The sequence below is a fragment of the Corynebacterium marambiense genome (genome assembly GCF_016342275.1).
Lineage (GTDB): Bacteria > Actinomycetota > Actinomycetes > Mycobacteriales > Mycobacteriaceae > Corynebacterium > Corynebacterium marambiense.
Genome location: NZ_JAEIOT010000005.1, coordinates 292,768 through 318,719, shown reverse-complemented (window position 1 = coordinate 318,719; position 25,952 = coordinate 292,768). Strand labels below are relative to the sequence as shown.

At 63.3% G+C, this 25,952-nt stretch carries 16 protein-coding genes; 5 read left to right on the top strand and 11 right to left on the bottom strand.

The window, feature by feature from the left end; genetic code table 11:
* Positions 1-6 precede the first annotated feature (6 nt).
* The 7 genes from JDV76_RS04135 to JDV76_RS04105 form a co-directional block, all read right to left on the bottom strand.
* On the bottom strand, positions 7-738 hold the full coding sequence (locus JDV76_RS04135; RefSeq protein WP_336244241.1) for a CoA transferase subunit A: 732 nt from the start codon (positions 736-738) through the stop codon (positions 7-9).
* Positions 739-813: 75 nt separating this feature from the next.
* On the bottom strand, positions 814-1,617 hold the full coding sequence (locus tag JDV76_RS04130; protein WP_198735609.1) for a hypothetical protein: 804 nt from the start codon (positions 1,615-1,617) through the stop codon (positions 814-816).
* A 95-nt stretch (positions 1,618-1,712) separates the two neighbouring features.
* Positions 1,713-4,031 (bottom strand): hydantoinase B/oxoprolinase family protein, encoded by a 2,319-nt coding sequence (locus tag JDV76_RS04125; RefSeq protein ID WP_198735608.1) that lies wholly within the window; start codon positions 4,029-4,031, stop codon positions 1,713-1,715.
* Between the two features lie 25 nt (positions 4,032-4,056).
* Positions 4,057-6,183 (bottom strand): hydantoinase/oxoprolinase family protein, encoded by a 2,127-nt coding sequence (locus tag JDV76_RS04120; protein ID WP_198735607.1) that lies wholly within the window; start codon positions 6,181-6,183, stop codon positions 4,057-4,059.
* A 28-nt stretch (positions 6,184-6,211) separates the two neighbouring features.
* Positions 6,212-6,646: an acetone carboxylase subunit gamma gene (locus tag JDV76_RS04115; protein WP_198735606.1), complete on the bottom strand. Its 435-nt coding sequence runs from the start codon at positions 6,644-6,646 to the stop codon at positions 6,212-6,214.
* A gap of 32 nt (positions 6,647-6,678) precedes the next feature.
* Complete coding sequence (locus JDV76_RS04110; protein ID WP_198735605.1) at positions 6,679-8,586, bottom strand: hydantoinase/oxoprolinase family protein; 1,908 nt, start codon at positions 8,584-8,586, stop codon at positions 6,679-6,681.
* Between the two features lie 639 nt (positions 8,587-9,225).
* The gene (locus JDV76_RS04105; RefSeq protein ID WP_198735604.1) at positions 9,226-10,455 is read right to left on the bottom strand and encodes an MFS transporter; all 1,230 of its coding nucleotides are present in this window, start codon (positions 10,453-10,455) and stop codon (positions 9,226-9,228) included.
* Between the two features lie 420 nt (positions 10,456-10,875).
* On the opposite strand from JDV76_RS04105, the gene JDV76_RS04100 reads away from it, so the two are divergent.
* Positions 10,876-11,178 (top strand): hypothetical protein, encoded by a 303-nt coding sequence (locus tag JDV76_RS04100; RefSeq protein WP_198735603.1) that lies wholly within the window; start codon positions 10,876-10,878, stop codon positions 11,176-11,178.
* A 27-nt stretch (positions 11,179-11,205) separates the two neighbouring features.
* On the opposite strand, the gene JDV76_RS04095 is transcribed toward JDV76_RS04100, so the two are convergent.
* The 3 genes from JDV76_RS04095 to JDV76_RS04085 all read right to left on the bottom strand — a co-directional run bounded on the left by JDV76_RS04095 (position 11,206) and on the right by JDV76_RS04085 (position 14,650).
* A complete protein-coding gene (locus JDV76_RS04095; RefSeq protein ID WP_198735602.1) occupies positions 11,206-12,021 on the bottom strand; it encodes a hypothetical protein in 816 nt (271 codons plus the stop codon).
* Between the two features lie 173 nt (positions 12,022-12,194).
* Positions 12,195-13,019 (bottom strand): (2Fe-2S)-binding protein, encoded by an 825-nt coding sequence (locus JDV76_RS04090; RefSeq protein ID WP_198735601.1) that lies wholly within the window; start codon positions 13,017-13,019, stop codon positions 12,195-12,197.
* A 47-nt stretch (positions 13,020-13,066) separates the two neighbouring features.
* A complete protein-coding gene (locus tag JDV76_RS04085) occupies positions 13,067-14,650 on the bottom strand; it encodes a carboxylesterase/lipase family protein (RefSeq protein WP_198735600.1) in 1,584 nt (527 codons plus the stop codon).
* 321 nt (positions 14,651-14,971) lie between these two features.
* Between JDV76_RS04085 and JDV76_RS04080 the strand changes: the two genes are divergently transcribed.
* The 3 genes from JDV76_RS04080 to JDV76_RS04070 all read left to right on the top strand — a co-directional run bounded on the left by JDV76_RS04080 (position 14,972) and on the right by JDV76_RS04070 (position 23,810).
* Positions 14,972-15,835, top strand: a complete 864-nt coding sequence (locus tag JDV76_RS04080; RefSeq protein ID WP_198735599.1) for a hypothetical protein — start codon at positions 14,972-14,974, stop codon at positions 15,833-15,835.
* A 139-nt stretch (positions 15,836-15,974) separates the two neighbouring features.
* Entirely contained in the window at positions 15,975-19,835 is a 3,861-nt protein-coding gene (locus tag JDV76_RS04075) for an ABC transporter ATP-binding protein (protein ID WP_198735598.1), read from the top strand.
* Positions 19,836-20,012: 177 nt separating this feature from the next.
* Positions 20,013-23,810 (top strand): multifunctional oxoglutarate decarboxylase/oxoglutarate dehydrogenase thiamine pyrophosphate-binding subunit/dihydrolipoyllysine-residue succinyltransferase subunit, encoded by a 3,798-nt coding sequence (locus JDV76_RS04070; protein WP_198735597.1) that lies wholly within the window; start codon positions 20,013-20,015, stop codon positions 23,808-23,810.
* Between the two features lie 105 nt (positions 23,811-23,915).
* Here the strand turns inward: JDV76_RS04070 and JDV76_RS04065 are convergent, their stop codons facing one another.
* On the bottom strand, positions 23,916-24,617 hold the full coding sequence (locus JDV76_RS04065; RefSeq protein ID WP_198735596.1) for a hypothetical protein: 702 nt from the start codon (positions 24,615-24,617) through the stop codon (positions 23,916-23,918).
* A gap of 247 nt (positions 24,618-24,864) precedes the next feature.
* Between JDV76_RS04065 and JDV76_RS04060 the strand changes: the two genes are divergently transcribed.
* Positions 24,865-25,950 (top strand): magnesium and cobalt transport protein CorA, encoded by a 1,086-nt coding sequence (locus JDV76_RS04060; protein ID WP_232958824.1) that lies wholly within the window; start codon positions 24,865-24,867, stop codon positions 25,948-25,950.
* Positions 25,951-25,952: the final 2 nt, after the last annotated feature.

Genomic DNA, 25,952 nt, shown 5'->3' with positions numbered 1-25,952 from the left:
GTCGGCTCAGTTTCCTTTCCCCGTGTCGGCCCGGTCGGGCCGCGGTCGGGTAGTCACCCGTTCGATCGGTTTAGTTCGGGGTGCGGCCTGCACCAGATGTTGGACGTAGACGCCCGGCGTGTGGATGAAGTCAGGGTCGAGTTCACCGAGGTCGACGATCTCCTCCGCCTCGGCAATCGTGATCCGGCCGGCCATCGCGCAGACCGGATTGAAGTTCCGTGCGGTGCGGTTGTAGACGAGATTGCCATTGGGGTCCGCGGTGGCGGCGTGGACGAGGGCGAGGTCCGTCTTGATCGCGTGTTCGAGGATGTGGTGTCTCCCATCTATCTCGCGCACCTCCTTGCCCTCAGCGACGATGGTCCCGTAGCCGGTGGGGGTGAAGAAGGCGGGTATTCCCGCCCCGGCGGCCCGGAGCCGTTCGGCGAGCGATCCCTGGGGGACGAACTCCAACTCGAGTTCACCGGAGAGATACTGTTCGGAGAATGCCTTATTCTCGCCGACGTAGGAGGCCAGGACTCGCTTCACCTGGCGGGATTCCAGGAGTAGTCCAAGCCCTATGCCGTCAATGCTCATGTTATTCGAGACAATGGTGAGGTCCTTGGCTCCCGAAGCTTGGACTGCCTCGATGAGGTCGAACGGGTTGCCGGACAGCCCGAAGCCACCGACGGCGATCGACATGCCGTCCTTGATCAATCCCGACACCAATTCAGTGGTGCCACCTGTGTGTAGTTTGCTCACGTCATGCTCCTCAGCTGGGTGGTATCCGATTGCGGTGCCGGACCCTGTTCCGAATCGTGGGTATCTGGAATCGGATCAGAGAGCTTCGAGACGTTCGAGGACGGTCTCCGGCTCGGCTTCGGCCGGAATCTGTGTGACGAGGAAATCGGCCTGCGGCACGGTCCCTGTGCCCAGCCAGTACCCCGGGTCGATGGTGGCGCCGCGCACGTCCTCTCCAGCGACCTCGACACCGCCCTCCGTCTGCAGCAGTACGGACCAGCCGATGTGCTCGGCGGCGTTGATCACGGGTTGGTATGCGTCAATGTCCTCGGGCGGGAGTTCCGCGTACGCCCCGGCACGACGCCCGTCGAGGATGAGGCCAACTACGGGCGCGTCCACGAAGCGGCGCAGCCAATCAGCCACGTACATCGCGGCCGACTCGGCGTGATCCGCGGTGATCGAACTGAAGTCGGTGTTCCCGGTTGCTTCGGCCGCCTGAGCGAGCCAGATGAGCGGGGACGGGAGCCGGAGGAGGAACGGTACTCGGCTGGTGTGGCTGGTCGCGGTGAGGATCCGCGCCGTCACTGTCGCGGCCGAATCATCGGCGAGCATAGTACGGAGTGCGTATCCGGTTCGTGAGCGTGTCCCCATGGCGGTGCGCAGATCGGCGTTCGATGCCAGCACAGCATCGTAGAGAGCTCCGACGTCGATGACGGTCGCGTCAGAGTTCAGCATGCCCTGCGCCTGCCCGTAGTAGCTGGCAGTGGCCGGGGCATCGAGATACGGGAGTTCGCCATGCAGGATGACCCGTTCGCCGAACGGTACGTGGTCCAGGAATACCGCGGTCCTCCGGTCCGAGGGTGGGGTCGTGATGAGGTCGGTGAGGGATGTCGGTGTCATGGGATTCTCCTTGCCGCTGGGGCGATGTGTGGTGTGCAGAAATGGTGCTTCCCTGGGGCGGCGTGGAGCCGCGCCCAGGTTTGTGGAGAGACGGGTCAGCTCTTCTTGGAGACCATCTCGCCGTGCTTCTCCTCGAGCTCCGCGATCCGGGCTTCGAGTACCTCGATCTTGAGTTCGCGGCGATCCGGGATCATGACGATCGGCAGCTCGCCGACTTTTCCGGTGACCCGCTTCCGGCCATTGACGGTGAACACCGTTGCGGTGAGTTCCTCGGTGTCATCACCCCAGTTGCCGTAGTAGAGCAGGTCCTCCGGGGGTTCATCGGTGACGAATTCCTCGATGAACTCGGCGTAGGGCTTGCCCAGGGAGAGCCGTTCCTTGCGACGTGCCTCCCTCAGGCGCTTCGTCTCTGCGGCGTCCAGACGAAAGTGCTCCTCGTCGTATGCGACACAGAAGATGTCCCGGGCAACCTTTGGCGAGATACGGCCGAGTTCCGCGTCGTGGACGACGGAGTCGGGGTCGCGTTCGATCGGGTCACCGTACCCACCACCGGCGCCCTGGGCGATCATGTACAGCTCACCGTCCTTGGCGACGTCGAACTGCAGTCCCATGTGGGAGGTCATGTACTTGGCGCCCTCGAAGGGTCGCTCGTTCATGACCTTCTCAATGGAGAGATCGAAGGTGCGCGAGTCCTTGCGGAAACTGTCGTAGGTGTTGACGCCCTTAACCATGGCGAGCGGGTAGGCTCCGCAGCCATAGCCGCCGAACATGCCGTAGATGGAGCTGAACTTGGACCCGGAGGTCACCGTCATGAAGCCCCAGTGGGGGGTTCCCTCGGAGGCCACGATCATCTCGTAGCCCATACCACCGGTGAACTTGCCGAATCCCATGTTGTCTTTGATCAGCCGCTTCGACACCAGCTGCATGAAGGGCACCTCCTCCTCCATGATCTCCTGCTCGGCGGTGTCCGCCATGGCGCAGAAGAGCGGGGATACGGAATCTTCACCGTCGCGGAAAGGCTTGGCGCCGCCGGGCATACCGTTGAGGTCCGCGCAGAGATTGCCGACCTGGTCGCCGTGCTGTGTTTCGCCACCCCAGAGGAACGTGTTGATCTGGTTGTACCAGTTCGCCACGACGTTCGAGTACTTGCGTGGCGTGGAGAACTGCATCTTGCCGTAGAGCGCCTGCATGCAGGAGAAACCACGGAAGGATGCTTGGAGGGACTGTCCCATCGGCGCATCGTAGGAGGCGTCCGACCAGGTTCCCTCGTCGGAGATGATCTCGATGCAGCTCATCGCGGAGGTGCACCGGGGAAGGTCCGGCCACCAGAAGGCGAGGATCGCCTGCATCATCATCGACTTCACGGAACACAGTGGCGAGTTCATCGCCCGGTTGAGGATCTCTGGGCCGGAGCCTCTGAGGTCAACCGTCATCTGATCACCCTTGACTGTTATCTTGCACGCCATTTTGATCAGGATGTTCTCCTTGAGCGTGGAGTCCATGAACTGGTTGAACGAATAGGTACCGTCCGGCAGCTCACCGATGCGACGATGCACCTCGGCATCAACGTCCTCGATGGTGATCCGGATCGCGGCCACAAAGGTCTCGACCCCGACCTCGTCGATGAGGGTGTTGATCCGGTCCATGATGCGGTTCACCGCGGCGATCTTGACCTTGAGGTCGGCGAGCTGGAGCTTCGGGTCTCGGACGGAGTGCTGGAGGAAGGTCAGCAGGTCTCTGCGGAGATGCCCCTTCTCGACGATCTTGAACGGACTCATCCGGAGTCCGTCATCGAACGGGGTCTCAGAGCCGGAGGGCATTCCGCCGGGTTCGCAGGCGCCGTTCTCACCCTCGTGGATGGTGGCGGCGACCCAGGCAATGATCTCACCGTCGCGGATGATCGGCATGATCATCGACTGATCGGTGTTGTGGACATTGCCGTAACGGGCGTCATTGTGGATGAAGCCGTCACCGGCGTGGATACCCACGGTCGGCTCGTCCTTCCAGTACTTCATGATGTACCGAATCGGATGGTGCAGGATCGCCGAAAAGGCGATGACCCCGTGGCAGGAGAGATAGGAGACGTCCCCTTCCGCCGTGTAGATCGCAGTGGTCAGGTCACCCCACTTCGCGCCGGGCGCAGCTCCCTGTGCCTCACACATCTCGTATCCCTCATCGAGGGCCCCGGAGATACGCTTGCGGATGCGCTCCACCTGGATCCGGTCAATCCCCTTGGAGATGCACTCGTCCTCATATTCGCTACGTTCTGCGATGCTGTGGCTCCGCATGATCTCCGGGTCGGGCCCGAGGAACAGGGTGGTCTCGTCCATGAAGGCGTCGACCCACTCCTGTTCCTGTGCGGTGAGTTCCTTGGCTGGGGTGGACGTTGTCGTGTCTCTGTCGACTGTGGTCATTGCAATCTCCTCGTGGTGTCGTTCATCAGTCCTGCAGGAGCCATACGGCGCCCTGTTCAGTGGGTTCCAGGTGCCATCCGGGTTCGACCAGGAATGTGGTGTTTTCCGTGGTGACGATCGCCGGACCCGGGATGACCGCATCGGCGGTCAGAGCGTTATGGTTGTACACCGGAGTGTCAATGGCTCCTTCGACGTCGACGAAGTGGACGCGACGCTCCCCCACGGCCTCGGGGACGGCCCGCTCGCCACCGTCCGTGAGAGATTCGAAGTTGACGGTGTCCCCTTCGACGTAGGAAGCGACGCGGACCGTATTCACGCGGATACCGGCCTCCGGGGCGGCGCAGTTGGAGCCGAAGCGGTGACTGTAAACGTCGCCGAACGTCTTGATCATCTGCAGGACGTCACCGACGCCATTCATCCGGTTGATGTCCAGCGTCACTGCCTGGGTGAGGAGCTGGTTCCCGTAGCGCATGTCGAGCTCAAGACGGTACTTGACGTCCTCAGCATCGAATCCCTGGCGGCGCAGGTCCTCGCGTCCACGGGCCTCGAGGTCCTCGACGATCTCGTTGAACGCGTCATAGTCGTCGTACAGCGCCCGGGTTGTCGCGTTGTACATCGTGATGTGGGTGCCCCGCTCGTGGAAGTGGAGCTGCTGCATGTTTCCCGCGCCACAGGCGGAGAACACGGAGCTGAACGGCGGGACGAGCACGCGGGTGATGCCGACATGACGCGCTATGCCGCAGGCGTGGAGCGGTCCGTTGCCGCCGTAGGCGAGCATCGTGAAGTCCTCGGGCAGGTAACCACGGACACGCAGTTCCTTGCCGATGCCGATCGCCATCTGCTCATCGACGGAGTTCTTGATGAGCTTCGCGATGTCCAGGACATCCATGTCCATCTCATCGCAGAGGGTCTCCTCGATAGCGAACACCGAACGCTTCGGATTCAGCTTGATATAGCCGTTGGCGTAATTGTCGGGGTCGAGGTATCCGAGGAGCAGGTCGGCGTCGGTGACCGTCGGCTTAAGGCCACCGCGGTCGTAGCAGGCCGGACCCGGGTTGGAGCCAGCGGATTCGGGACCAATCTTGACGGACTGGTGGATGCGGTCGTAGCTGGCGATGGATCCGCCACCGGCACCGAGGGTGTCAAGGTGGACCATGGGGACGCTGACCAACCACCGGTCGATGGTGGGCATGAAGTCGTAGTGCTTCACACCGCCTTCGGGAACAAGCCCGATATCGAAGGAGGTTCCACCCATGTCGGTGCTGATGACGCTTCCGATGTTGGTGGAGTTCGCGAGATGCTCTGCGGCACCAACACCGGCGATGGGACCAGAATGGATGGTCTGCAGGGCGTCTGTCGAGTTCATCTGCGCCATACCACCGGAATTGTGGTTGACCAGCATTGGCTTGGTGTACCCGGACTCGCGGAGATTGTTAGACAGCTGGCTCAGCGCGTGGAACATGATCTCGTGGAGGAAGGCGTCGACGATGGTGGACGTCGCGCGGACGTACTCGCCCTTCCGTCCGGAGACCTGGTGTCCGAGGAGAACCGGGACGGCCCCGAGCTCATGGGAGGGGTATTCCTCCAGGAGGATCTCTTGGATCTTGAGCTCATGAACCGGGTTCTCGGTGGCGTTGGTCAGGGAAACGACAATGGCCTCGGCACCAGCGTCCATCAGTTCCCGGACGACGTTCCGGACGTCCTCTTCCCGCAGTGAGGCCACGACCTTTCCTGCGGAGTTGATGCGCTCCTTGACTGAGCGAATCAGGGCACGCGGTACGAGAGGTTCTGGCCGCTCGGCGGCGGGCATGTTCTGCTGCATGGAGTAGTCGAGGCCTTCGCCGTAGCCCCGGCCACGGGACAGCGGGATCGTGTCCTCGAAGCCGTGCGTGACGATCGCCCCGACTCTCGGGCCCTTGCGCTCGATGAGCGCGTTGGTTCCCAAAGTGGTCGCGTACCGTACCGAGTCCACTCCGGACAGGGCCGTCTCGCGGTCCAATCCGGCGCGCTCACACGCCAGGTCGAGCGCCTCGTTGAAGCCCAGGGCCAGGTTGTGGTGTGTCGTCAGCGCCTTCGCTTCGATGTAGGTGTCGTCCCACACGAAGAAGCAGTCGGTGAATGTGCCGCCAATGTCGACGGAGATGCGTTTCATGGATGTCTCCTGCTTTCGTTTTCGCAACTCAGCGCTGTGAGTCGGCGGCTTTCTTCTTGAGTTCTGCTGTGTACTTCTGGGCGTCTTCGCCGGGGCCGTAGTTGAACACTTCTTCCGCATCGACACCCCGTTCCTCCCACTGCTTGCGCAGGGCGGCGACGTCGATGACCATGTCGCGGGTCGGGGGGTGTCCCGGTGGGACGTATTCGGTTTCCAGCTGAGTCGCACAACCGGGGCAGTAGAACTCGAGGATCCGGCAGTATTCGGGGTCCGGGGAGAAGGTGTACTCGTATCGTTCGGGATCGATGATCGGTTGGTGGATCTCGGTAGGATCCCGGTCATACACCAGGCAGCCCGGCTTGTAGTTGTCGTTCGCGTCACCGATGTCGTGGCCGCAGCTGCGGCACACCCACCGTTCGGTGTCGAGATCGATGAGCAGGTACTCGGTCATGGGGACTCGCACAGTGTTTCCTTAAGGTCTCGGGTGAAGGTGGATCAGCGTTCGTCGGTGATGATGAGATCGCCATTGCTGGTGACGGTGAACGTCCAGCCCGGGGTCACTCGTGCCGTGAAGAACGGGCCCTCGAGAATCGCCGGTCCGGCTGCTGTCGCCCCGGGGATCTGGTCCTCGAGTACGTAGACCGGTAGATCCTGGGTTTCATCGGGGCTGACGCGGACGGTTCGAGTACCGGTCGAGGTCGCCTCTGAGGTGTCCACGCTGTCGTTGGCCGCGAGATCGGCGTGCGGGAGCACCTTCTTCACATCGAGGCAGAGCATAAGGTTATGACCGGAGTCGGCGACCTCTTCACCGTTCTCGTAGTCGCGGCTCGCGAGGACCTCGCCGTTCGCGTCGTGCTCCTCGATGGTCCATTTCATCTGGCATTCGTCGAGGGCGTATCCCTCCTGGAACATGTCGCGCTCAGCGCGGTGCAGCAGGTCGTCGTAGTTCCGCTGCAGACTGTCGCGAGTGTTCTCGGAGATGCTGCTCTCGTAGGTCTTCCCGATGTCGGAGAAGGAGATGCCGAACGCGGAGAACACGGCGGCCATACGCGGTATCAGCACACGTTTGACACCAGCCTTCTCGGCGGCGCCGCAGGCGCTCATCGGGCCTGCTCCGCCGAACGCGGCGAGAGTCGTGTCTTCCTGCACCAGATCGCGGAACGTTTCCGCCATCGTGTCGAGGTACGCGTCCTCCATCCGGATCAGGGCTTCTTCGAGACTGATGCCGAGCGGTTCCGCGATCGTCGAGGTGATGACCGCGCGACTTCGGGCAGCATCGAGGTGCATTTGTCCGTTGAGATAGGTTTCGGGATCGAGGATTCCGAGCAGCACCTTCACGTCGGTGATCGTGGCGTCCTTGCCACCGAGACCGAAACAGGCGGGGCCGGGGGCGGCACCGACGGAACGCGGGCCGACGACGATCCTCCCGTCGCGGACGCTGATGATCGAGCTGCCTCCGACACCGGAGCTGTGCACGCTCGACATCGGGAATGAGATCGTCGCCTCGCCGACGCGGCCACGACGCTGTGTGTCGATGGTGCACCTGTCGACGACGCCGACGTCGGTGGTGGTTCCGCCGACGTCCATCATCAGGACGTGCGCGAGGTTGTAGCTCCGGGCGAGTGCCGCCGTCCCTTCCAGACCTCCCCGGGGTCCGGAGGAGTAGGTTCTCAGGGCGACTGACTTCGACACCCGCGACGATGCTCCGTCGTTCCGATAGACGAGGAGCGGGTTCGTCACCTTGTTCTCCCGGAGGCGGGACTGGGCCTGGTAGAGGAACCGTTCCATGACGGGGTGGAGGAATGTGTTGACCACGGATGACCAGCCACGGCGGGCGTCATTCGCATCTTTGACGAACTCCCAGCTGCAGAGAACCGGTACGGAACCGAGCAGCTGACGCGGGAAGTTGCGGAGGAGCAGATTCCTGACGGTCCGCTCCGACTCCGCGTCGCGTCCAACAACGACGAGCCGTGCGGCGCCGTCGGTGGTGAGCTTGTTGACGGTCTGAACAAGGCTGAACTCTAGCTCGTCATCAGAAAGGTCAAAGGTCTCGACCCGGTTGCCGATCAGATCGGCGAAGAGTGTGGAGTGGTCGTCGTCCGACTGCATGGCGTCAATCACTGAGGGGTCTTCGACGAGCAACCCAATGGATGGTCCCTTCCGTTCGACGAGGGCATTGGTTCCCTGTGTCGTGGAGTAGCGGATGTGATCCGCCTCGTGGAGCAGCCGGATGAGATCGCGCTCGTCGTACAGGTTCGCGGACGCTTTGGCGATCCCCTCGAACAGGCATTCTGAGAGATCGAAGGGTGTGGTGAGTGTCTTCGTGAACGAAAACTGATCCCCGTCCCACACGCAGACATCGGTCAGTGTTCCACCGTTGTCGATGTTAATGAGGTGTTTCATGTGTCCTCCTCACGCGCCCTTTAACGAAGGCCGCGGCGTTCCAGGAACCTAAGTGTTACTGGTCCCAAAACTGTAACACCCAATTAACCTCCCGGTGAGGCGTGTCACATAAATTAATAAATTGTTTATTGCGACGCAGGTCACAAGAATTCACGGGGGTGGCAAGGGGGCAATTTCAGCGGTCATCACCTTGCCGCAAAAAGCCCCCTCTCCACCACCGTAAGGATTACCAGCCCCGACATTTCTTCGATAACATGCATCGAGCTGGCGATATGCCGAAACAACCTCAGCCCCCGAGATGCCAGAACGTCAGATAGTAACCATCAAACAGTCAAACCGGACCCTCATGGCAACATCGGTATCCGATTTCCGACGATAAATTTGGTGTGCAAACATCCGAACATTTCTACCAAAATGGAGAATATTACCAACCGCAAACACGCTTTAGTCACCAAAAAAGAGAGGACATGTCAATACAGATAATACTGTGGAGACACTCCGCTCACTATTTTCAGGTAGTCGGATCGACCGTCAAAAAAATGAAAGTCAACCGCGATTATTCATCCGTTCTTCCGACATATCGGACGAAATGCAGATCCCACTATCGACGTATCACAGCCGGTATCTGGTGGTTGGCGGTCAGATCCGGGCGGGCCTGACGATACGCCGACCATCCAGGGTTTCCCGACCACCGAGCCATACTGTCGCCGCCAACAGGCTCACCACGCCACATGCCGCGAATGCCGCACGGTACCCGAACGCATCCGCCAGGGCGCCGACGACCACGGGTCCCGCGATCGCCCCGAGATCCTGTGCCATCTGGAAATTCGCGAGAACCTTTCCACCCGATCGGTGGTTACCGATGATGTCCGCCAGGGTCGCCTGTTGCGACGGGAGAAACAGCCCTGCGCCGGCGCCGGCACCGGCGGACACCGCCAGCAGCACCCACGGCACCGACGTCAGACCGATCGCCGCCGTGAACAATCCGTTGATAACGAGCCCTGCGATGATCAGTGGTTTCCGGCCGATCCTGTCAGCAAGTAGGCCCGAGACCTGGAGCGCGGAGGCGTTGCCGACAGCGAAGGCAGCCAAGGCGATTCCCGCCACCGCGCCACCGGTGTGGAATGCGGCTGCAGCAAACAGCGGTAGTAACGCCACCCGGACACCCAGGTTCGCCCATCCGTTGGCGAACCCCCCGACCAAGGCACTGCGATACGCGGAGTCGCGAATCGCCTCCGCGAACCTCATCGGTGGTGCGGAGGTGTCATGGTCGTACCCGTAGATCTTCGCGGCGCTGAGCTTCCACCACACGATGAACGACGCGAGGAACAGCGCCGCTCCGTAGATGAGGAACGGGATCCGCATCCCCAGCACCGACAGGGCCGCCCCGATCACCGGCCCAATGATCGAACCAGTGAGAAAGGCGGTGGCGTATACCGAGGACGAACGCCCACGAATCTCCGGTGGGGAAATCCTGACGATCAGGCCCATCGCAGAGACGGTGAACATCGTCGAGCCGATTCCACCGATGGCCCGGAGGGCAACGATGTGCCAGTACTCCTGAGCGAAGGCGACGAGCCCCGTCGCCACGGCGACGGTGATGAGACCCGTCAGATACACCCGCCGTGAACCGATGAGGTCGACCAACCGCCCCGAGACCGGCGCGAAGAAGAGCCTGGAACCGGCAAACACGGACACAACGAGGCCTGCCGCAGCCATAGACACCCCGAAGCTGCGCGCGAACTGCGGAATGATGGGAGCGATGAGCCCGAAGCCAACCGCGATCACGAATGCCGCTGAGACCAGCACCCAGATCTCCTGGGGGATGGGGGTTTTCGCCAACTGCTGATCCGTCTTCTCTCTCGCCACCTGTTCAGGCTAACTCCACTCGCCGGTGGGGATGCACTCGGGTACATAGGGCGGTGGTGGGTGCCGCCACCCTCGCAGATATAGAACACATGTTCGATGCCCATGGTGGGTGGCGTCCCTCCCTCCCCCTACGTTCGGGGCATGTTCATCCCCAGGAAATCAACAGGTGTCTCACGGAAGATCCCCCGGAGAACCGCAGGCGTCTCCGAAGGGCAGCTCCTGCGCGCACGCCGTGACCGCCGTGATGGCCGGACATCCAAACCGCCGATCGAATCTCCGGGATTCACGGTCCGAACCGGGTGCGCTCGACAGTTGGAAGCGATACGTTCCATGATGCGCCATCCGCGGTCACTTGCCCGCCTGACCGCGACATGGCGCCCACCATCCGCCTTGATACCCGGGGTGGACGGTCACCCCCGCATGAAAGCCACTCTCCAGCGCTACCTGGTGGGTGAAGCCGTCCGCACCCGGCTCCGCACCGAGGGGGTCACCCGAACCCCCGCCTACCTGATCACGTTGCGCCTGACGGCTCCGACCGGGGAACGGATCGATCCCGCACGTGCCGAAGCATGGGCCACAGCCGTCGCAGGTCCGGAAAGCGACGGCTGTGTCTTTGAGCTGACGGGCGAACCTGCTCCCACCTTCTGCTGGATCGTCGAACGGGCATTCCACCCCGTTCCTGCCCCGGATCAACTGTTCGACGGCCATCCCTACGCGGCCTGAACCCCAAACGAGCGAAGTAGATCCCCGCTACCGGGGAAGGGAACCGTCCCCGTCATTACCGTCCAGGTCGAAGGCCTCAAGGTCATCCTCGACCATGTCCCCATCGTCCCCGATGTCGCCGAAGAGGGCGTCGTAGTCATCAGCGGTGTTGGTGAGGTCCTCCTCCCACTCGGCGACATGCTCCGCGATGAAGGGCATCACCGTCAGCAGTCGGCTGAAATCCGTGTACGTGCCGAGCCCCATGGTCTGTTCCGGGAGGATCAGACCCTCATCGAGGAAACACCCGATGAGCTCCTCGATCACCTCATCATCGACTGGGCCGTCCACGCCGTTGAGCTGGTCATCCAGAAGTGCTTCGAGATCAGGGTCGAACGCGGTGAGGGTGACTGTCGCCGTCGGCTCCCCGTCGACGATGTCTATGACGATGTCGAGTTCGGAGTTCTCCGCGGCGAGCGAACGAACCGTGATCGGTTCCCCCTCGATCGCAGTGAACTGGAGATCCCCGAAGCGGCCGTCCGGGTCAGTGACCAGCTCATCGACGAGATCGACGATCGCGTCGGTCGCCATGTGATCGAGAACGGCATCCACCGCCGCGTCGACCGAGAACACCGCCGAGACCAGGACGGCTTCGAACTCCTCCTCGTCGGCATCCGGAATCATCTCCCCCGCACAGGACTCCGGGGCGGCCGCAATGTAGATGTTCGCCGCCGGAAGCAGCTCATTCGTCACGTCGAACTGGATCTCGACACCGGATGAGATCGGCACGAACAGGGTGTCGTCGTTGACGCGTGATTCAATTCCTTCGGCGTCCAGGGCGGCAGCAAGATCCTCATAGAAGCTCATGTCGTGGTGCACCTTCCAGTGACTGGCGGTTGTGTCGGTGAGTTAACTGGGAACTCGGCATACCCAGCGCCCGAATCCAGGTGCAGGCACCGGGACACCTGACAGCCTAGTGCCGTGACGCCCGGCGCGGTGGTGGTTCCACCTGCACCGTAGCCAGACAGTCCTCGGAGACCCTACTGATCGAGTGCGGCAATCAGCTTCCGCTCGCGTTCGGCAGGGTCCTGCCTGGGGCAGGACAGGCATTTTCCGGAGCTCGGTGACCGGTAGACCATGCAGCAGGACGCTCTCTTGACGACGGTGTGGACCTCGTCGGGTTCCTCTTCTGCGGACACGGCGTCCATGTCCGTCGGGGTCACCGTACCGTCGACTATGTCGAAGAAACGCGGGGCGGGAACCACGACACCCGCAGGTGTCGCCGCCGCCAACCCGGAGACCAGACGTGACGCGACCCGGACCCCTAGATATGGATCGAATGCCTCATTACCGGCTTCGACGGCGGCCTGGGCCAGACCGTCCGCGGCCACCGCCCAGAGCGGGGCAGGCTTGATACCCGCCACACGCGAGAGCACCGAGACCACCGGTCCGACGGATCGCGAGAAGCCCTCCCCCGCTCTACGGTGTGTCTCCTCCGAACCGGTGGAGAAGACCTCCGGGGTGAATCCGATCCAGTAGCCCGCTCCGGGATCATCACACCGGTCCACCGGATCCCGGAGGAATACCCTCCCGGTCGCGAGATCAAGGTCGGGGACGCGGTCGTACTCGACCATCATCGTCACCGCGGGCGACACGAGGGAATTCACCGCGGAGAACCACCACAGCTGCCCCGCGTGTCTCGGATCGTCGATCCCGAAGATCTCCGCCGCAGCTGCCACTGCACGTTCAATGACGGCCGGCTCCGCGAGGTCCGTCACGGTCATGGTCCGACTGTGTTCCGCCGGTTCGAGGGCCGTCAGGAAACGAGGATACTCCGCAAGTAGCTGCCCGAACACGGGGTCCATCCGTCGCCTCCTTCATCCGGTTGTATCGGGGAACTTCCCTTCTCAGTTTATCCGTCGAAATACCCGGGATCCCCGGTTCCGGGGACGTCCTCCGGTGCTGCCCCACGAATGTCAAGGATGTCTGGCCTCCCGGCGCCCCACTCCCTCATGTCGTAGTTCCGCCAGGCACGGCGCAGGTGGGAACGGGGATCATAGACGACGGTGGACTCGGAGTCGAAGATCCGGGTCGCACGCCCCGGGCCCGCTTCGCCGGCGAGCCGGTACCGGGGCCAACCCGATCCGGGGATCGAGTGGTGGATGAAGTTCCCCCAGTACGCCTGCATCTCCGAGGTGACCACACCCAGATCGTCGATTCCGCCGAACCTGGTGAGGGTGTGTGTGCGGGACTCCCGGTGGGCGCCGAACACCGCCGTCAACTCGAATGAATGCATCGCACCGAGCCCGATCCAGCGGAGTGCGGCCGGGGCGTAGTCGAACCGGTACATCCAGGTGTCGGCGCTCCGGGAATGGTCCTCGGCGATGCGGAGCGACGGTGCCCAGAAGACCGCGTCCGTGAGCATCCGTGCGAAATCGGCGCGCTCGACGGCACCGTTGTACGCGTCGAGAAGCACAGCCGAATTGAAGTGGTCATACGCGTCGAGCATGCGGGCCGCCGCTCTGCTCCGTGCGGTCTGCCGGAGATAGAGGAGCTTGGTCACCGAAGCTTCATCATTGTTCGTCCCGATGAGCAGGGGAACCTTGGCCTGTCGGCCTGCAGCGAAAGTGTCGAACGGGTGATCCGGGAGAAGCTCACCGTCGACCGTAGGGCCGTAACAGGAGTTGAGCTGCAGCAGTTCTCTGGACCGCCACAACATCGACTGCCCAGCGCGGACGAGATCCGCTGCGGATTCGAGCCGGAGATCGGCGCATGTGGTCTCCAACGGAAACGCCATTGCTCCGATGAGCTGTTGCGCCCAGTACTCCGACTGCACCGGCGCATGCAGTGTCGCGGCGGGTGCGGACTGTGCGATCGCCTTGTGGAAGAGGCCCTCCGCCGCGGGCACGCACATCAGGGTGGTGACCGCGGCGGCACCCGCGGATTCTCCCATGAGAGTGACGTTGTCCGGATCTCCACCGAATGCCCTGATGTTCTCGCGGACCCAGTTGAGGGCGAGCAGCTGATCGCGGACAGCAGGGTTGGCGACGCAGTCCCCGTCACTGAGACTGCGCAGATCGAGGTACCCCAGTACACCCAGCCGGAAGTTGATGGACACGTACACGACATTGAGATTTCGAACGAAGTTGTACCCGCGCAGCATCGTCTCGTGCGAGGAACCGACGATGAAGGATCCGCCATGGAGGTAGACGACGACGGGCAGGTCGGTGTCATCGCTGTCCGGACGGACGATGTCAAGGTTGAGGCAGTCCTCACCGCCCCGCACCGAGTCCTTGTAGGAGTAGACGGGTTGCGGTGCGACAGTGCCGAAATCGCCGCAATCCCGGACACCTTTCCACGGTTCCGCGGTCGCCGACGCGCGCCACCGGTTCGGACCGGAGGTGTCGGCCCCGTATGGCACTCCGCGCCAGGTGCGGATCCCGGAGACGAGTGTGCCGCGAATGAGGCCTGCGGTGGTAGCTGTGATATCGTCCATTGCCCTACACCGTAGTGGCGTCTGACGGGCACCGGAGAATCCGCGGCCTGACCGTCGCCTCCACCGCAGCATGACGCCGCAGGGACCAGCCAGGGACCAGCCAGGGACCGACTCTGGAACGACTGTCCGCCCCAGCTGGGGGAAGCAGCGACCTGACCGGAAGAACGTGCCGACGGCGCGCCGCGCCATCGGCACCTACCGCGCATCAGCCTCCGGGCACATCTACGATGTAGCGCAGCACCGTCGCCGGAAATCTGGCGAACCCCGGCGAGCCCTCGACCGGGGCCACCCACGAGAATGAGAAATGAGTGAGTGCCACCCATGGGTCTCTTTGACGGACTCTTCGGAGACGACAACAACGACAAGCGAAACGACCCCCCGATCACCGACGCCGTCGGTTCCGATCCGAAGGCGCTCGAGGGCCGAACCGGAGCGACGGGACGGATGCTGATATCCGGGCTAGACAAGGCCGTGCACATCCAGGCTGGGACAATCGCGAAATACGTGGACTGGATGCGGGCGAAGAATCCGGAACTCAGCCCCCGCGAACTACAGAAGGCCATCGACCAGCATTTTTCGGTGTTGGCGACGGGATCCGGCGGAGCCGCAGGTATCGCCGCAGCTGTTCCCGGAATCGGACTGATCACCGGAGCAGCTGCCATCGGTGTCGAATCCCTGGTTTTCCTGGATCTCGCGGCGTTCTACACCATGGCGTCCGCAAAGTTGCGGGACGTGGACATCCATGATCCTGAACGCCGCCGCGCGTTGATCCTCGTCGCTCTCACCGGGTCATCGGGAACCGCCATCGTCGATGCAGCGGTGGGTGATCTCTCCGCCGGTGTCGGTAGCCGCTCAATCGCCACAACCCTGTCGAGTTTCTCCGGGGCGAAGTTGACCAGCGTGAACAATCGCATGGTCAATGTCGCGGTGAAGACGATGGGCAAGAAGTTCCGCCGCGCCTGGTTGGGGAAGATCATGCCCCTGGGTATCGGTGCAATCGTCGGCTCCTACACCAACCACCGGCTCGCGGACAAGGTCGTATCGAATGTAGGCGAGTCCCTCGGCGGCCTGCCCGCGGAGTTCTCCACTCCGGTCCCGAAGGATGTTCCGGAGGACATCGACGTACCGGCGGAGATCGCCCGTGATGTGGCTGAGGCAAACGTCGATTCGGACGGGGACAAGTAGCTCCCCGGTCTCCGACCGTCCAGGACGCCGCACCCGGGTCGGGGCGGCGTCCTTTTCCGGTCATCCCCCGACCGGCTAACCATGTCAGTCTTTCTGAGATGATCTGGGGGAAGCACCTGTGGACAGGAAGGGGTCAAGGATGACGGTCGCCGATCGGGCAGGGACTGCCGCTCCCGGCATCCGGGATGCGCTCCTCCGACTCCTCTGGGTAGCAGCCCAGCGGAGAATCCTCGCGGTCGCGGCCCTGTCGGCGACAATTCTGGTCACCCTGTTCGAGACCGCCACGCCGCTGCTCACACGCGACGCGATCGACATCGCTCTCGGGGTGCACACCGGTGACCGGTTGACGCGGCTACTCCCGGGGGTTTCTCCGCTCAACGCGGTTGTGGTCACGCTCTGTGCAGTGGCCGTCGCTAGGTTCCTCTTCCAGTTCATCCGCCGGTTCACCGCCGGTGTCGTCTCCCTGGACACCCAGCAGCGCCTCCGCGTTCAGCTGCTCGACTCCCTCCAGGGGCTGGATGGGGTGGGGCAGGACGCACTGCGAACCGGACAGGTGGTCAGCCGCTCCATCTCCGACGTCACCACGCTCCAGGGGATCCTCGCGATCCTTCCGCTGACCATCGGGAACATGCTGAAGCTCGTCCTGACCACGATGGTGATGCTCTGGTTGTCACCGCTTCTCGCGGCCATCGCACTCGCGACCCTCCCGGTCATCGTGTTGCTCGGCGCCCGGGGCAGGAAAAGCCTCTTCGCCTCCACCTGGTCGGCCCAGCAGAAGGCCGCCGACCTGGCGACCCGGGTCGAGGAGACCGTCACCGGGGTACGGGTAGTCAAGGCGTTCGCCCAGGAGGAGAACGAGATTGCGCGGATGGAGGAGGCCGGACGCGAGCTCTACGCCCACCGCATGCGCGCCGCCCGCATCAACGCCAGGTTCCAGCCCGCCCTGGACCAGTTGCCGATGATCGCGCTGGTGATCAACATCGCGCTCGGCGGATGGCTCGCCCTGCACGGCAGCATCACGGTCGGTACGTTCGTGGCGTTCTCCACCTACCTGTCCACACTGACAACCGTCGCCCGGGTACTCGCAGCGACGATGGTCCGCATGCAGATGGGGGCCAGCTCCGTCCAACGGGTCTTCGAGGTGATCGACCTGCGGCCCACGATGTCCACACCCCCCGCGGGTACCGGCCACGGCATCCCGGACGGGCCGATGGGGATCCGGCTGGATGAGGTCACCTTCGCCGAAGATGACCGGACGATTCTTTCTGGCCTGTCCCTAGACATACCAGCCGGGTCGACGGTGGCGCTCGTGGGACCACCCGGTGCGGGTAAGACGATGCTGGTCCAGTTGCTCGGCCGTTTCTACGCCCCCGACTCGGGACGGATCCTGCTCACCGGCGTGGACGGGACGGAGACCGATGTCGCGGAGGTTCCCACGGACGTCATCCGTGGCACCGTCATCTGTGCCTTCGACGAGGCTTTCCTCTATTCCGCGACCGTCCGGGAGAACATCACGGTGGGGGCCGGAGGTCGGCTGGTCGACGAGGATGAGGTGCATGCCGCCGCCCGGGCAGCGCAGGCACACGACTTCATCATGACTCTCGAGCAGGGGTACGACACACCCGTGGGAGAGAAAGGTCTGACCCTCTCCGGCGGACAGCGGCAGCGGATCGCGCTCGCGCGGGCACTGCTCGCCCGCCCCCGCGTCCTCGTGCTCGACGACGCGGCTTCAGCGGTCGATGCGGTCACGGAGGCGGCGATCTACCGGGCGTTACGACGTTACTGCCCGGACATCACGGTGCTGACCGTCGCTCACCGGCGGTCCACGCTGGAGCTCGCCGACCGGGTCGCCCTGATGATCGACGGTGGGATCGCGGACGTAGGCCCCCTGGATGAGATGAGCCGCAGTCCCCGCTTCGCTCGCCTCATGGATCTCACCTTCCGCGACCATGGTGCATCTTTGAAGCCCGCGGTCCGGCATACGGAAAACGACACCGGGGACGGGGAACCGACCGATGCGGAGCTCTGGCCGACGATCACGCCACAACCCGGACTGCGCTGGAACCCGAGCCCCGGGATCACCCGGGCGGTACCCGTCGCCGGCGGGCGCGGTCGAGGGATAGGCGCCGTGCCCCCCAGCCCGGGACTGCTGGCTCAGGTGGCCGCACTCCCCCCGGCGACGGAGCAACCGGGGATCGATGGCGGCGTAGCGCGGGCCGATTCGGGCGAGCTCTCGCTGTGGACACTGTTCCGACAGGTCCGTGGGCTCACTGCCGCGGTGATCACGCTGCTCATCATCGGTGTGGCCACCGATCTTGCGTTCCCGAGTTTGGTCCGAATCGCGATCGACCACGGTGTCACCGGGGGCGACATCCACGCGCTGTGGTGGGCCGCGACCGCGGGCGTGGTCGTGGTGGCCACCGCCTGGTCGGCGTCCGCCGTAAGGACGGTGCTCACCGCCCGGACAGGTGAACGTCTGCTGTTCAGTCTGCGTCTCCGGTCCTACGCGCACCTGCAGCGACTCAGTCTCTCCTACTTCGAGGCCACCATGTCCGGCCGGATCATGACCCGGATGACCACCGATATCGACGCCTTGAGCTCCTTCCTGCAGACCGGACTGGCCCAGTCCGTCGTGGCGGTCGGGACGCTGATCGGAATCGCCGGGGTCCTGATGGCCACCGACCCGGCACTCGCCCTGTGGGCGGTCTGGGCGGTCCCGGTGATCCTCGTTTCCACCATTGTGTTCCGCAGAATCTCATCGCGCCTCTACACCCGCGCACGGGAACAGGTGAGCGCGATCAACGCGGACTTCCAGGAATCGGTTTCGGGTCTGCGGACCGCCCAGATGTTCCGGACCGAAGCTCTCAGGCTGGAGAGATTCGGGGGCCGGGCCACTGCCTACCGACGCACCCGGATTCGCGCCCAAACCGCTGTCGCGCTGTACTTCCCCGGGATCGCGTTCATCTCCGAGCTATCCCAGGCATTCGTCCTGGGGGTCGGCGCCGGACTCGTCATGGACGGGCAGATCAGCACCGGGGTCCTCGTGGCCTTCATCATGTACCTCGGACAACTGTTCGGCCCGATCCAGCAGCTGAGCCAGATCTACGACGCTTACCAGCAGGCCTCCGTGGGGCTGTCGCGGATCACCGATCTCCTGGCCACGCGGACGCAGGTTCCGGATCTGGGAACGCGGGTGGGCGCGGAAACGGCCGCCGCAGGGCCAGTGACCGTCGACATGGTCACCTTCTCCTATCCCGGGGCCACGGACCATACCGTCACTGAAGGCCTGGATCTCCGTCTGGAACCGGGTACCACGGTCGCCGTCGTCGGTCCGACAGGTGCCGGGAAATCCACCCTCGTCAAGCTACTCGCTCGGTTCTACGACCCCGTAGCCGGTTCCGTGCGCGCCACCGACATCGACATCCGTGAGTTCCCGCTCGCCGACTGGCACCGACAGATCGGGCTCGTCCCCCAGGAACCGCACCTGTTCACCGGTACCGTTGCCGACAACATCTCCTACGGGCAACCTGGTGCTGACCGCTCCACTATCACTGCGGCGGCCCGTCGAGTGGGCGCGCTGGCGGCGATCGCCCGCATCCCCGGTGGATTCAACCACCCCGTTGGAGAACGGGGTCGGGGCCTAAGCTCAGGCCAGCGACAGCTGATCGCACTCGCGAGGGCTGAGCTCGTCGATCCTAAGATCCTGCTCCTTGACGAGGCGACGGCGACGCTCGACCCGGCGACGGAGGCGGCGGTGCTCTCTGCCGCAGAACGCGTGACCGGAGGGCGTACCTCCGTCGTCGTCGCACACCGGCTGGCCACCGCAGTTCGGTCCGACCGGATCCTAGTCGTCGACAACGGCCGGATCATCGAAGACGGGACCCACGCGGAGTTGGTCAAAGCTGACACCCGCTACCGCGCGATGTGGAACGCCCACATGCGGGTCGATGCGAACGTTGGCGGGCGCATTTACTCGCCACCGGACGACGGAAACCGGTAACGTGAGCGCGGTGCGGTGTCCGTATTGATGTGTCCCCGCTCCCACCACGGCACAAAGCGGCACGATCCCACGTCGCAATGATGCGACAGAACGGGGTTGGGGCAACTAGCCTGTAGTGGACGACTACAGTGGACATGATGACGTAGGTTAACCAAGGAAATGAGGCGAGCACCTGCCGTGAGCAGCGCTAGTACTTTCGGCCAGAACCAGTGGCTGGTAGACGAGATGTTCCAGCAGTTCCAGGAGGACCCCGGGTCCGTCGACAAGGAATGGCGGGACTATTTCGAGACACAAGGTGCCCCTTCAAGCACCCCCGAAAAAACCCCCGCTGCCGCAGTGCGGAAGCCCGCTGAGCCTGTCTCCGGGAAGAGCGCGAAGGCTGATGTGAAGAGCGCGGCATCCTCTCAACCCACTGCCCCCGAAAAGGGGATCGGCATCGAGGCGAAGAAAGAGGCTCCCGAGACCCCGGCGACCAAAGCCCGCGACCACGCGCCGAAGTGCGAGGGCGAGACCACCCGCAGGAGGGACGCTGCGGCCGAACGGTTCGCGAAGTCTCCCTTGAGTCGCATCGGCGATCTTCCCGAATCCGGGAAGTCACAACTGACCGGAATCTCCAAGGCCATCGCGAAGAACATGGATCTCTCCCTCGAGGTCCCCACCGCAACTTCGGTGCGGGACATGCCGGCCCGTCTCATGTTCGAGAACCGCGCGATGGTCAACGATCAGCTGCGCCGTACCCGCGGTGGGAAAATCTCCTTCACCCACATCATCGGCTACGCCATGGTTAAGGCGACCATGGCGCATCCGGCAATGAACAACTCGTACGACATCATTGACGGCAAGCCCACGATGGTGGTCCACGACCACATCAACCTCGGCCTCGCCATCGATCTGCCGCAGAAGGACGGATCCCGGGCGCTCGTCGTCGCGGCCATCCGTGAGTGCGAGAACCTCTCCTTCTCCGAGTTCGTCGAGGCTTACGAGGACATCGTCTCCCGTGGCCGGAAGGGCAAACTGACCGGCAAGGACTTCGCTGGCGTCACCATCACCCTGACGAATCCGGGTGGTATCGGAACGCGGCACTCGGTGCCGCGTCTGACCAAGGGACAGGGCGCGATCATCGGCGTCGGTTCGATGGACTACCCGGCGGAGTTCGCCGGCGCCTCCGAGGACCGTCTCGCCGAGCTCGGTGTCGGTAAGCTGGTCACCATCACCTCCACGTACGACCACCGCATCATCCAGGGTGCGGAGTCCGGTGAATTCCTGCGCACGATGAGCCAGCTACTCACCGATGACGCCTTCTGGGACCACATCTTCGACTGCATGCAGGTCCCCTACACGCCGATGCGGTGGCGTCAGGACATCCCGAATACCGGAGTGGACAAGAACACCCGCGTCATGCAGCTCATTGAGGCGTACCGTTCACGCGGGCACCTCATTGCCGATACCAACCCGCTGCACTGGAACCAGCCCGGGGTTCCGATCCCGGACCACCGCGACCTCGACATCGCCACCCACGGCCTGACGCTGTGGGATCTCGACCGGAAATTCTCCGTCGGCGGGTTCGCTGGTCGCGAACAGATGACCCTCCGGGAGGTCCTGACGACCCTCCGGCAGGCGTACACCCTCAAAGTCGGTTCCGAGTACACCCACATCCTCGACCGTGACGAACGGACCTGGCTGCAGGACCGTCTCGAGGCGGGCATCAACAAGCCCACCGGTGCGGAGCAGAAGTACATCCTGCAGAAGCTCAACGCAGCGGAGGCCTTCGAGAACTTCCTCCAGACCAAGTACGTCGGACAGAAGCGGTTCTCCCTCGAGGGAGCCGAGAGTCTCATCCCCCTCATGGACGCCTGCATCGACACCGCCGCAGGCCAAGGCCTCGACGAGGTCGTCATCGGTATGCCGCACCGCGGCCGTCTCAACGTCCTCGCCAACATCGTCGGCAAGCCGCTCCACAACCTGTTCAACGAGTTCGAGGGCAACTTCGACCCGGCGCAAGCGGGTGGCTCCGGTGACGTGAAGTATCACCTCGGTGCCGAGGGACAGCACCTGCAGATGTTCGGTGACGGCGAGATCAAGGTCTCACTCACGGCAAACCCCTCCCACCTCGAGGCCGTCAACCCGGTCATGGAGGGTATCGCCCGCGCCAAGCAGGACATCCTGGACAAAGGCGAGGACGGCTACTCCGTCGTCCCGCTGCTACTCCACGGTGATGCCGCCTTCGCAGGCCTCGGTATCGTCCCTGAGACCATCAACCTCGCGCAACTGCGTGGCTACACCGTGGGCGGCACCATCCACATCGTGGTAAACAACCAGATCGGTTTCACCACGACCCCGGACTCCGCCCGCTCTATGCACTACGCCACCGACATCGCCAAGGGCTTCGGTTGCCCCGTGTTCCACGTCAACGGTGACGATCCCGAGGCTGTCGTGTGGGTCGGGCGTCTCGCCACCGAGTACCGTCGCCGCTTCGGCAAGGACGTCTTCATCGACCTCGTCTGCTACCGCCGGCGCGGCCACAACGAGGCCGACGATCCGTCGATGACGCAGCCGCAGATGTACGAGATCATCGATAGCCGGGACACCGTTCGTACCCGGTACACCGAGGATCTTCTCGGCCGTGGTGACCTCTCCCCCGAGGACGCCGAAGCCGTCATCCGTGACTTCCACGATCAGATGGAGTCCGTATTCAACGAAGTCAAGCAGGCCGGTAAGAAGCAGGCCTCCGCGCAGGAGGGGATCACAAGTTCCCAGAAACTCCCGCACGGATTGGATACCTCCATCACCAAGGCCGACATCGTCGAGATCGGGGAGGCCTTCAGTCGGACCCCGGAAGGTTTCACCATCCACCCGCGCGTCCAGCCAGTGGCGAAGAAGCGTCTGGAGAGTGTCCACGAGGGCGGCATCGACTGGGGCTGGGGCGAACTCATCGCCTTCTCCTCTCTCGCGAACTCCGGCAAACTCGTGCGTCTCGCGGGCGAAGACTCCCGCCGCGGCACGTTCACCCAACGCCACGCCGTTTTCATCGACCCGAAGACCTCCGAGGACTACAACCCGCTCAACGCACTCGCGCAGTCGAAGGGCAACGGTAAGTTCCTCGTCTATAATTCCGCGCTCACCGAGTACGCGGGTATGGGCTTCGAATACGGTTACTCCGTGGGTAACCCGGACGCCGTTGTCGCCTGGGAGGCGCAGTTCGGTGATTTCGCAAATGGTGCGCAGACCATCATCGACGAGTACGTCTCCTCCGGCGAGGCCAAGTGGGGACAGACCTCCGGCGTCATCCTGCTTCTTCCGCACGGCTACGAGGGCATGGGTCCGGACCACTCCTCCGCACGGATCGAGCGTTACCTCCAACTGTGCGCGGAGGGCTCCATGACCGTCGCCCAGCCGTCAACCCCGGCGAACTACTTCCACCTGCTGCGTCGTCACGCGCTCAGTGAACTGCACCGTCCGCTGGTCGTGTTCACCCCGAAGTCGATGCTGCGTATGAAGGACGCCGCCAGCCCGGTCGAGGACTTCACCGAGGTGCGCAAGTTCCGCTCCGTGATCAACGATCCGCGTCTCGTCGACCGCGACAACAACGTCATCGGTGATGTGGACAAGGTCACCACGATCCTTCTGGTCTCCGGCAAGCTCTACTACGAGCTAGAGAAGCGCCGGAAGAAGGACGGCCGCGAAGACGTCGCGATCATCCGGCTGGAAATGTACCATCCGATCCCGCACAACCGACTCAAGGAGGCATTCGAGATCTACCCGAACGCCACCGAGGTCCGGTTCTGCCAGGACGAGCCCGCCAACCAGGGAGCTTGGCCGTTCCTCGCGCTCAACCTCCCGGAGCGGGTACCGGACATGCCGCCGCTGAAGAGGATCTCGCGCCGTGCGCAGTCCTCGACCTCGACCGGCATCTCGAAGGTCCATCAGTTCGAGCAGCAGCAGCTCATCGAATCGGCATTCGCACCGGACATCTGATCGGCGGGAGTCCGTATGACAGGGCCTGCCCCGCCGGTTTTCCGGCGGGGCAGGCCCTGTCATACGGTGTGTAAGAGACGGCCGCGCCGTCATAGATGCCCCGGACTACAGCCCCTCCGCCTGGAGATAGGGAACAACGGCCACCGAAACCGAGTTCGATTTCATAGCGTCACGGGTCAGTTCCCGGATGTCAGCGGTCGATATTGTGCCACCGACGGAGTTGAGGATGAGCCGGTCCCGGCGATTCAGCATCGGCTTCCGGTACACCGGAACGATGTTCTGCGGAAGCTCCGGACCGTCATAGTCCGCACAGCCCAGAGCATTGGAGGGATCGGTCGCCATCATGTTCCCCGGAAGTGAGCCGACCATGGCCGAGTAGACCTTTTCCCGCCACTTCCCCGAGTTCTTGTCCACCTCCCCGGATTCCAGCGCAGTGGTGTATTCGCGGGACAGTTCCTCCGCGGCGACGGGATTGAGCTGGTGGAGCAGTTCACCGGTACAGCCGACGACGAGATCGGCCCTTCGTTCATTGAGCCGTTCGATGCGCTGATTATCGTTCGAGGCGGTCTCCAGGGTGAGGTAGGCATCCCGGTCGTGTGATCGGAGTGTCCGTTGGTACATCTCGCCGAGGATTCGCTGCTCGATGGATGAGGAATTGACTGAGATCTGCACCGGCCGGAACTCCGACTCACCGGGAGGGGCCGCCGGTTCTGGTGCACACGAGGAGAGGAGAGGCAGCCCGATCACCGCGGCAAAGGCAGCCCTGCACAACCGCCGCAGCGTCGGTGGCGTATCAGTCAGCGTCATGGGGTCTCCTGGGTCGTCCGGCGTGCATACGGTGGCCGCAGGCTAGTTCTCCCGGGCACCGCCACGCTTTCCGGTGTCTACTCTACGTCGACCGGAAGGATTTTCGTGTGATAGCCCTGATTTCCGATAATGGTGTCTGCGGCAACGGACTCGGTACACTCACTGCTGACCCATGTCCGGGAATCTTCGAAATTTTGGCCATCCCGTTGAAACCCGCCCGCACCGCACAAAGGAACGTCACCGCCCGATGCCCAGTATCCGTCGTGTACTCAAACCCCGGACACCTCCCGCCGACAAGATCACGCCCTCTCCGATGGGGCCGGATGTCCCCGTCGAGGAAGCCATAGAACGGTGCACCGTCTACGTCGATGGCGCCGATGACCAGCAAGGTCACACCTACCGGAGCGCTCTCGACCATGTCCGCAGGGAGGGACGCGGATGGGTCTGGCTCGGGCTCCTCGAGCCCAATGAGCGCCAGATGATGGAGATCGCGGACGCCTTCAACATCCACGAACTCATCGTCGAGGATGCGGTCAATGCCCACCAGCGTCCGAAGGTCGAACGCTACGACCAACAGTTGTTCATAGTCGTCCGCTCCGTCATGTTCAAGGAACATGAGTCCGTGAACGACGCGTCGGAAATCATCGAGACCGGAGAGATCCAGATGATCCTCGGGCCTGACTTCATCATCACCGTCCGCCACGGCAAACCCTCCAACATCAAGGGGCTACGCAAGCGCGTAGAGGAGGATCCCGAGCAGACCGCGCTCGGTCCCGCCTCCGTGGCGTGGATGATCACGGATGCGACGGTCGACGAATACGTGCGTATCGGTGGTGAGCTCGCCGCCGACGTCGACGAGCTAGAGGCCGAGGTGTTCACCCCAAACGAACGCTTCGACATCCAGACAATCTACATGCTCAAACGCGAGATCCTGGAGATGCGGCACTCCATCGATCCGCTCGCCGCCGCCCTGCGCCTGCTGCTCGAGCGAAACGGGGACATGCTGCCCGGCGAACTGGTCCGGTACTTCCGGGATGCCCTCGATCACGAGCTGCTCGCCGTGGACAACGTGCGGGGCCTCGATGAGCGGCTCTCCGCGCTGATCGATGCAGGTGTAGCGAAGATCACACTGCAGGAAAACGATGACATGCGGAAGATCTCCTCCGTCGCAATCATGGCCGCCGTTCCCACGGTCATCGCCGGTATCTACGGCATGAACTTCGAATTCATGCCGGAGCTCGGGCTCCGGTACGGGTACTACCTGGCTCTTCTGCTCATGGCCGGTTCAGTGGTGTTCCTGTGGTGGCTCCTGCATCGCAAGAACTGGTTGTGACG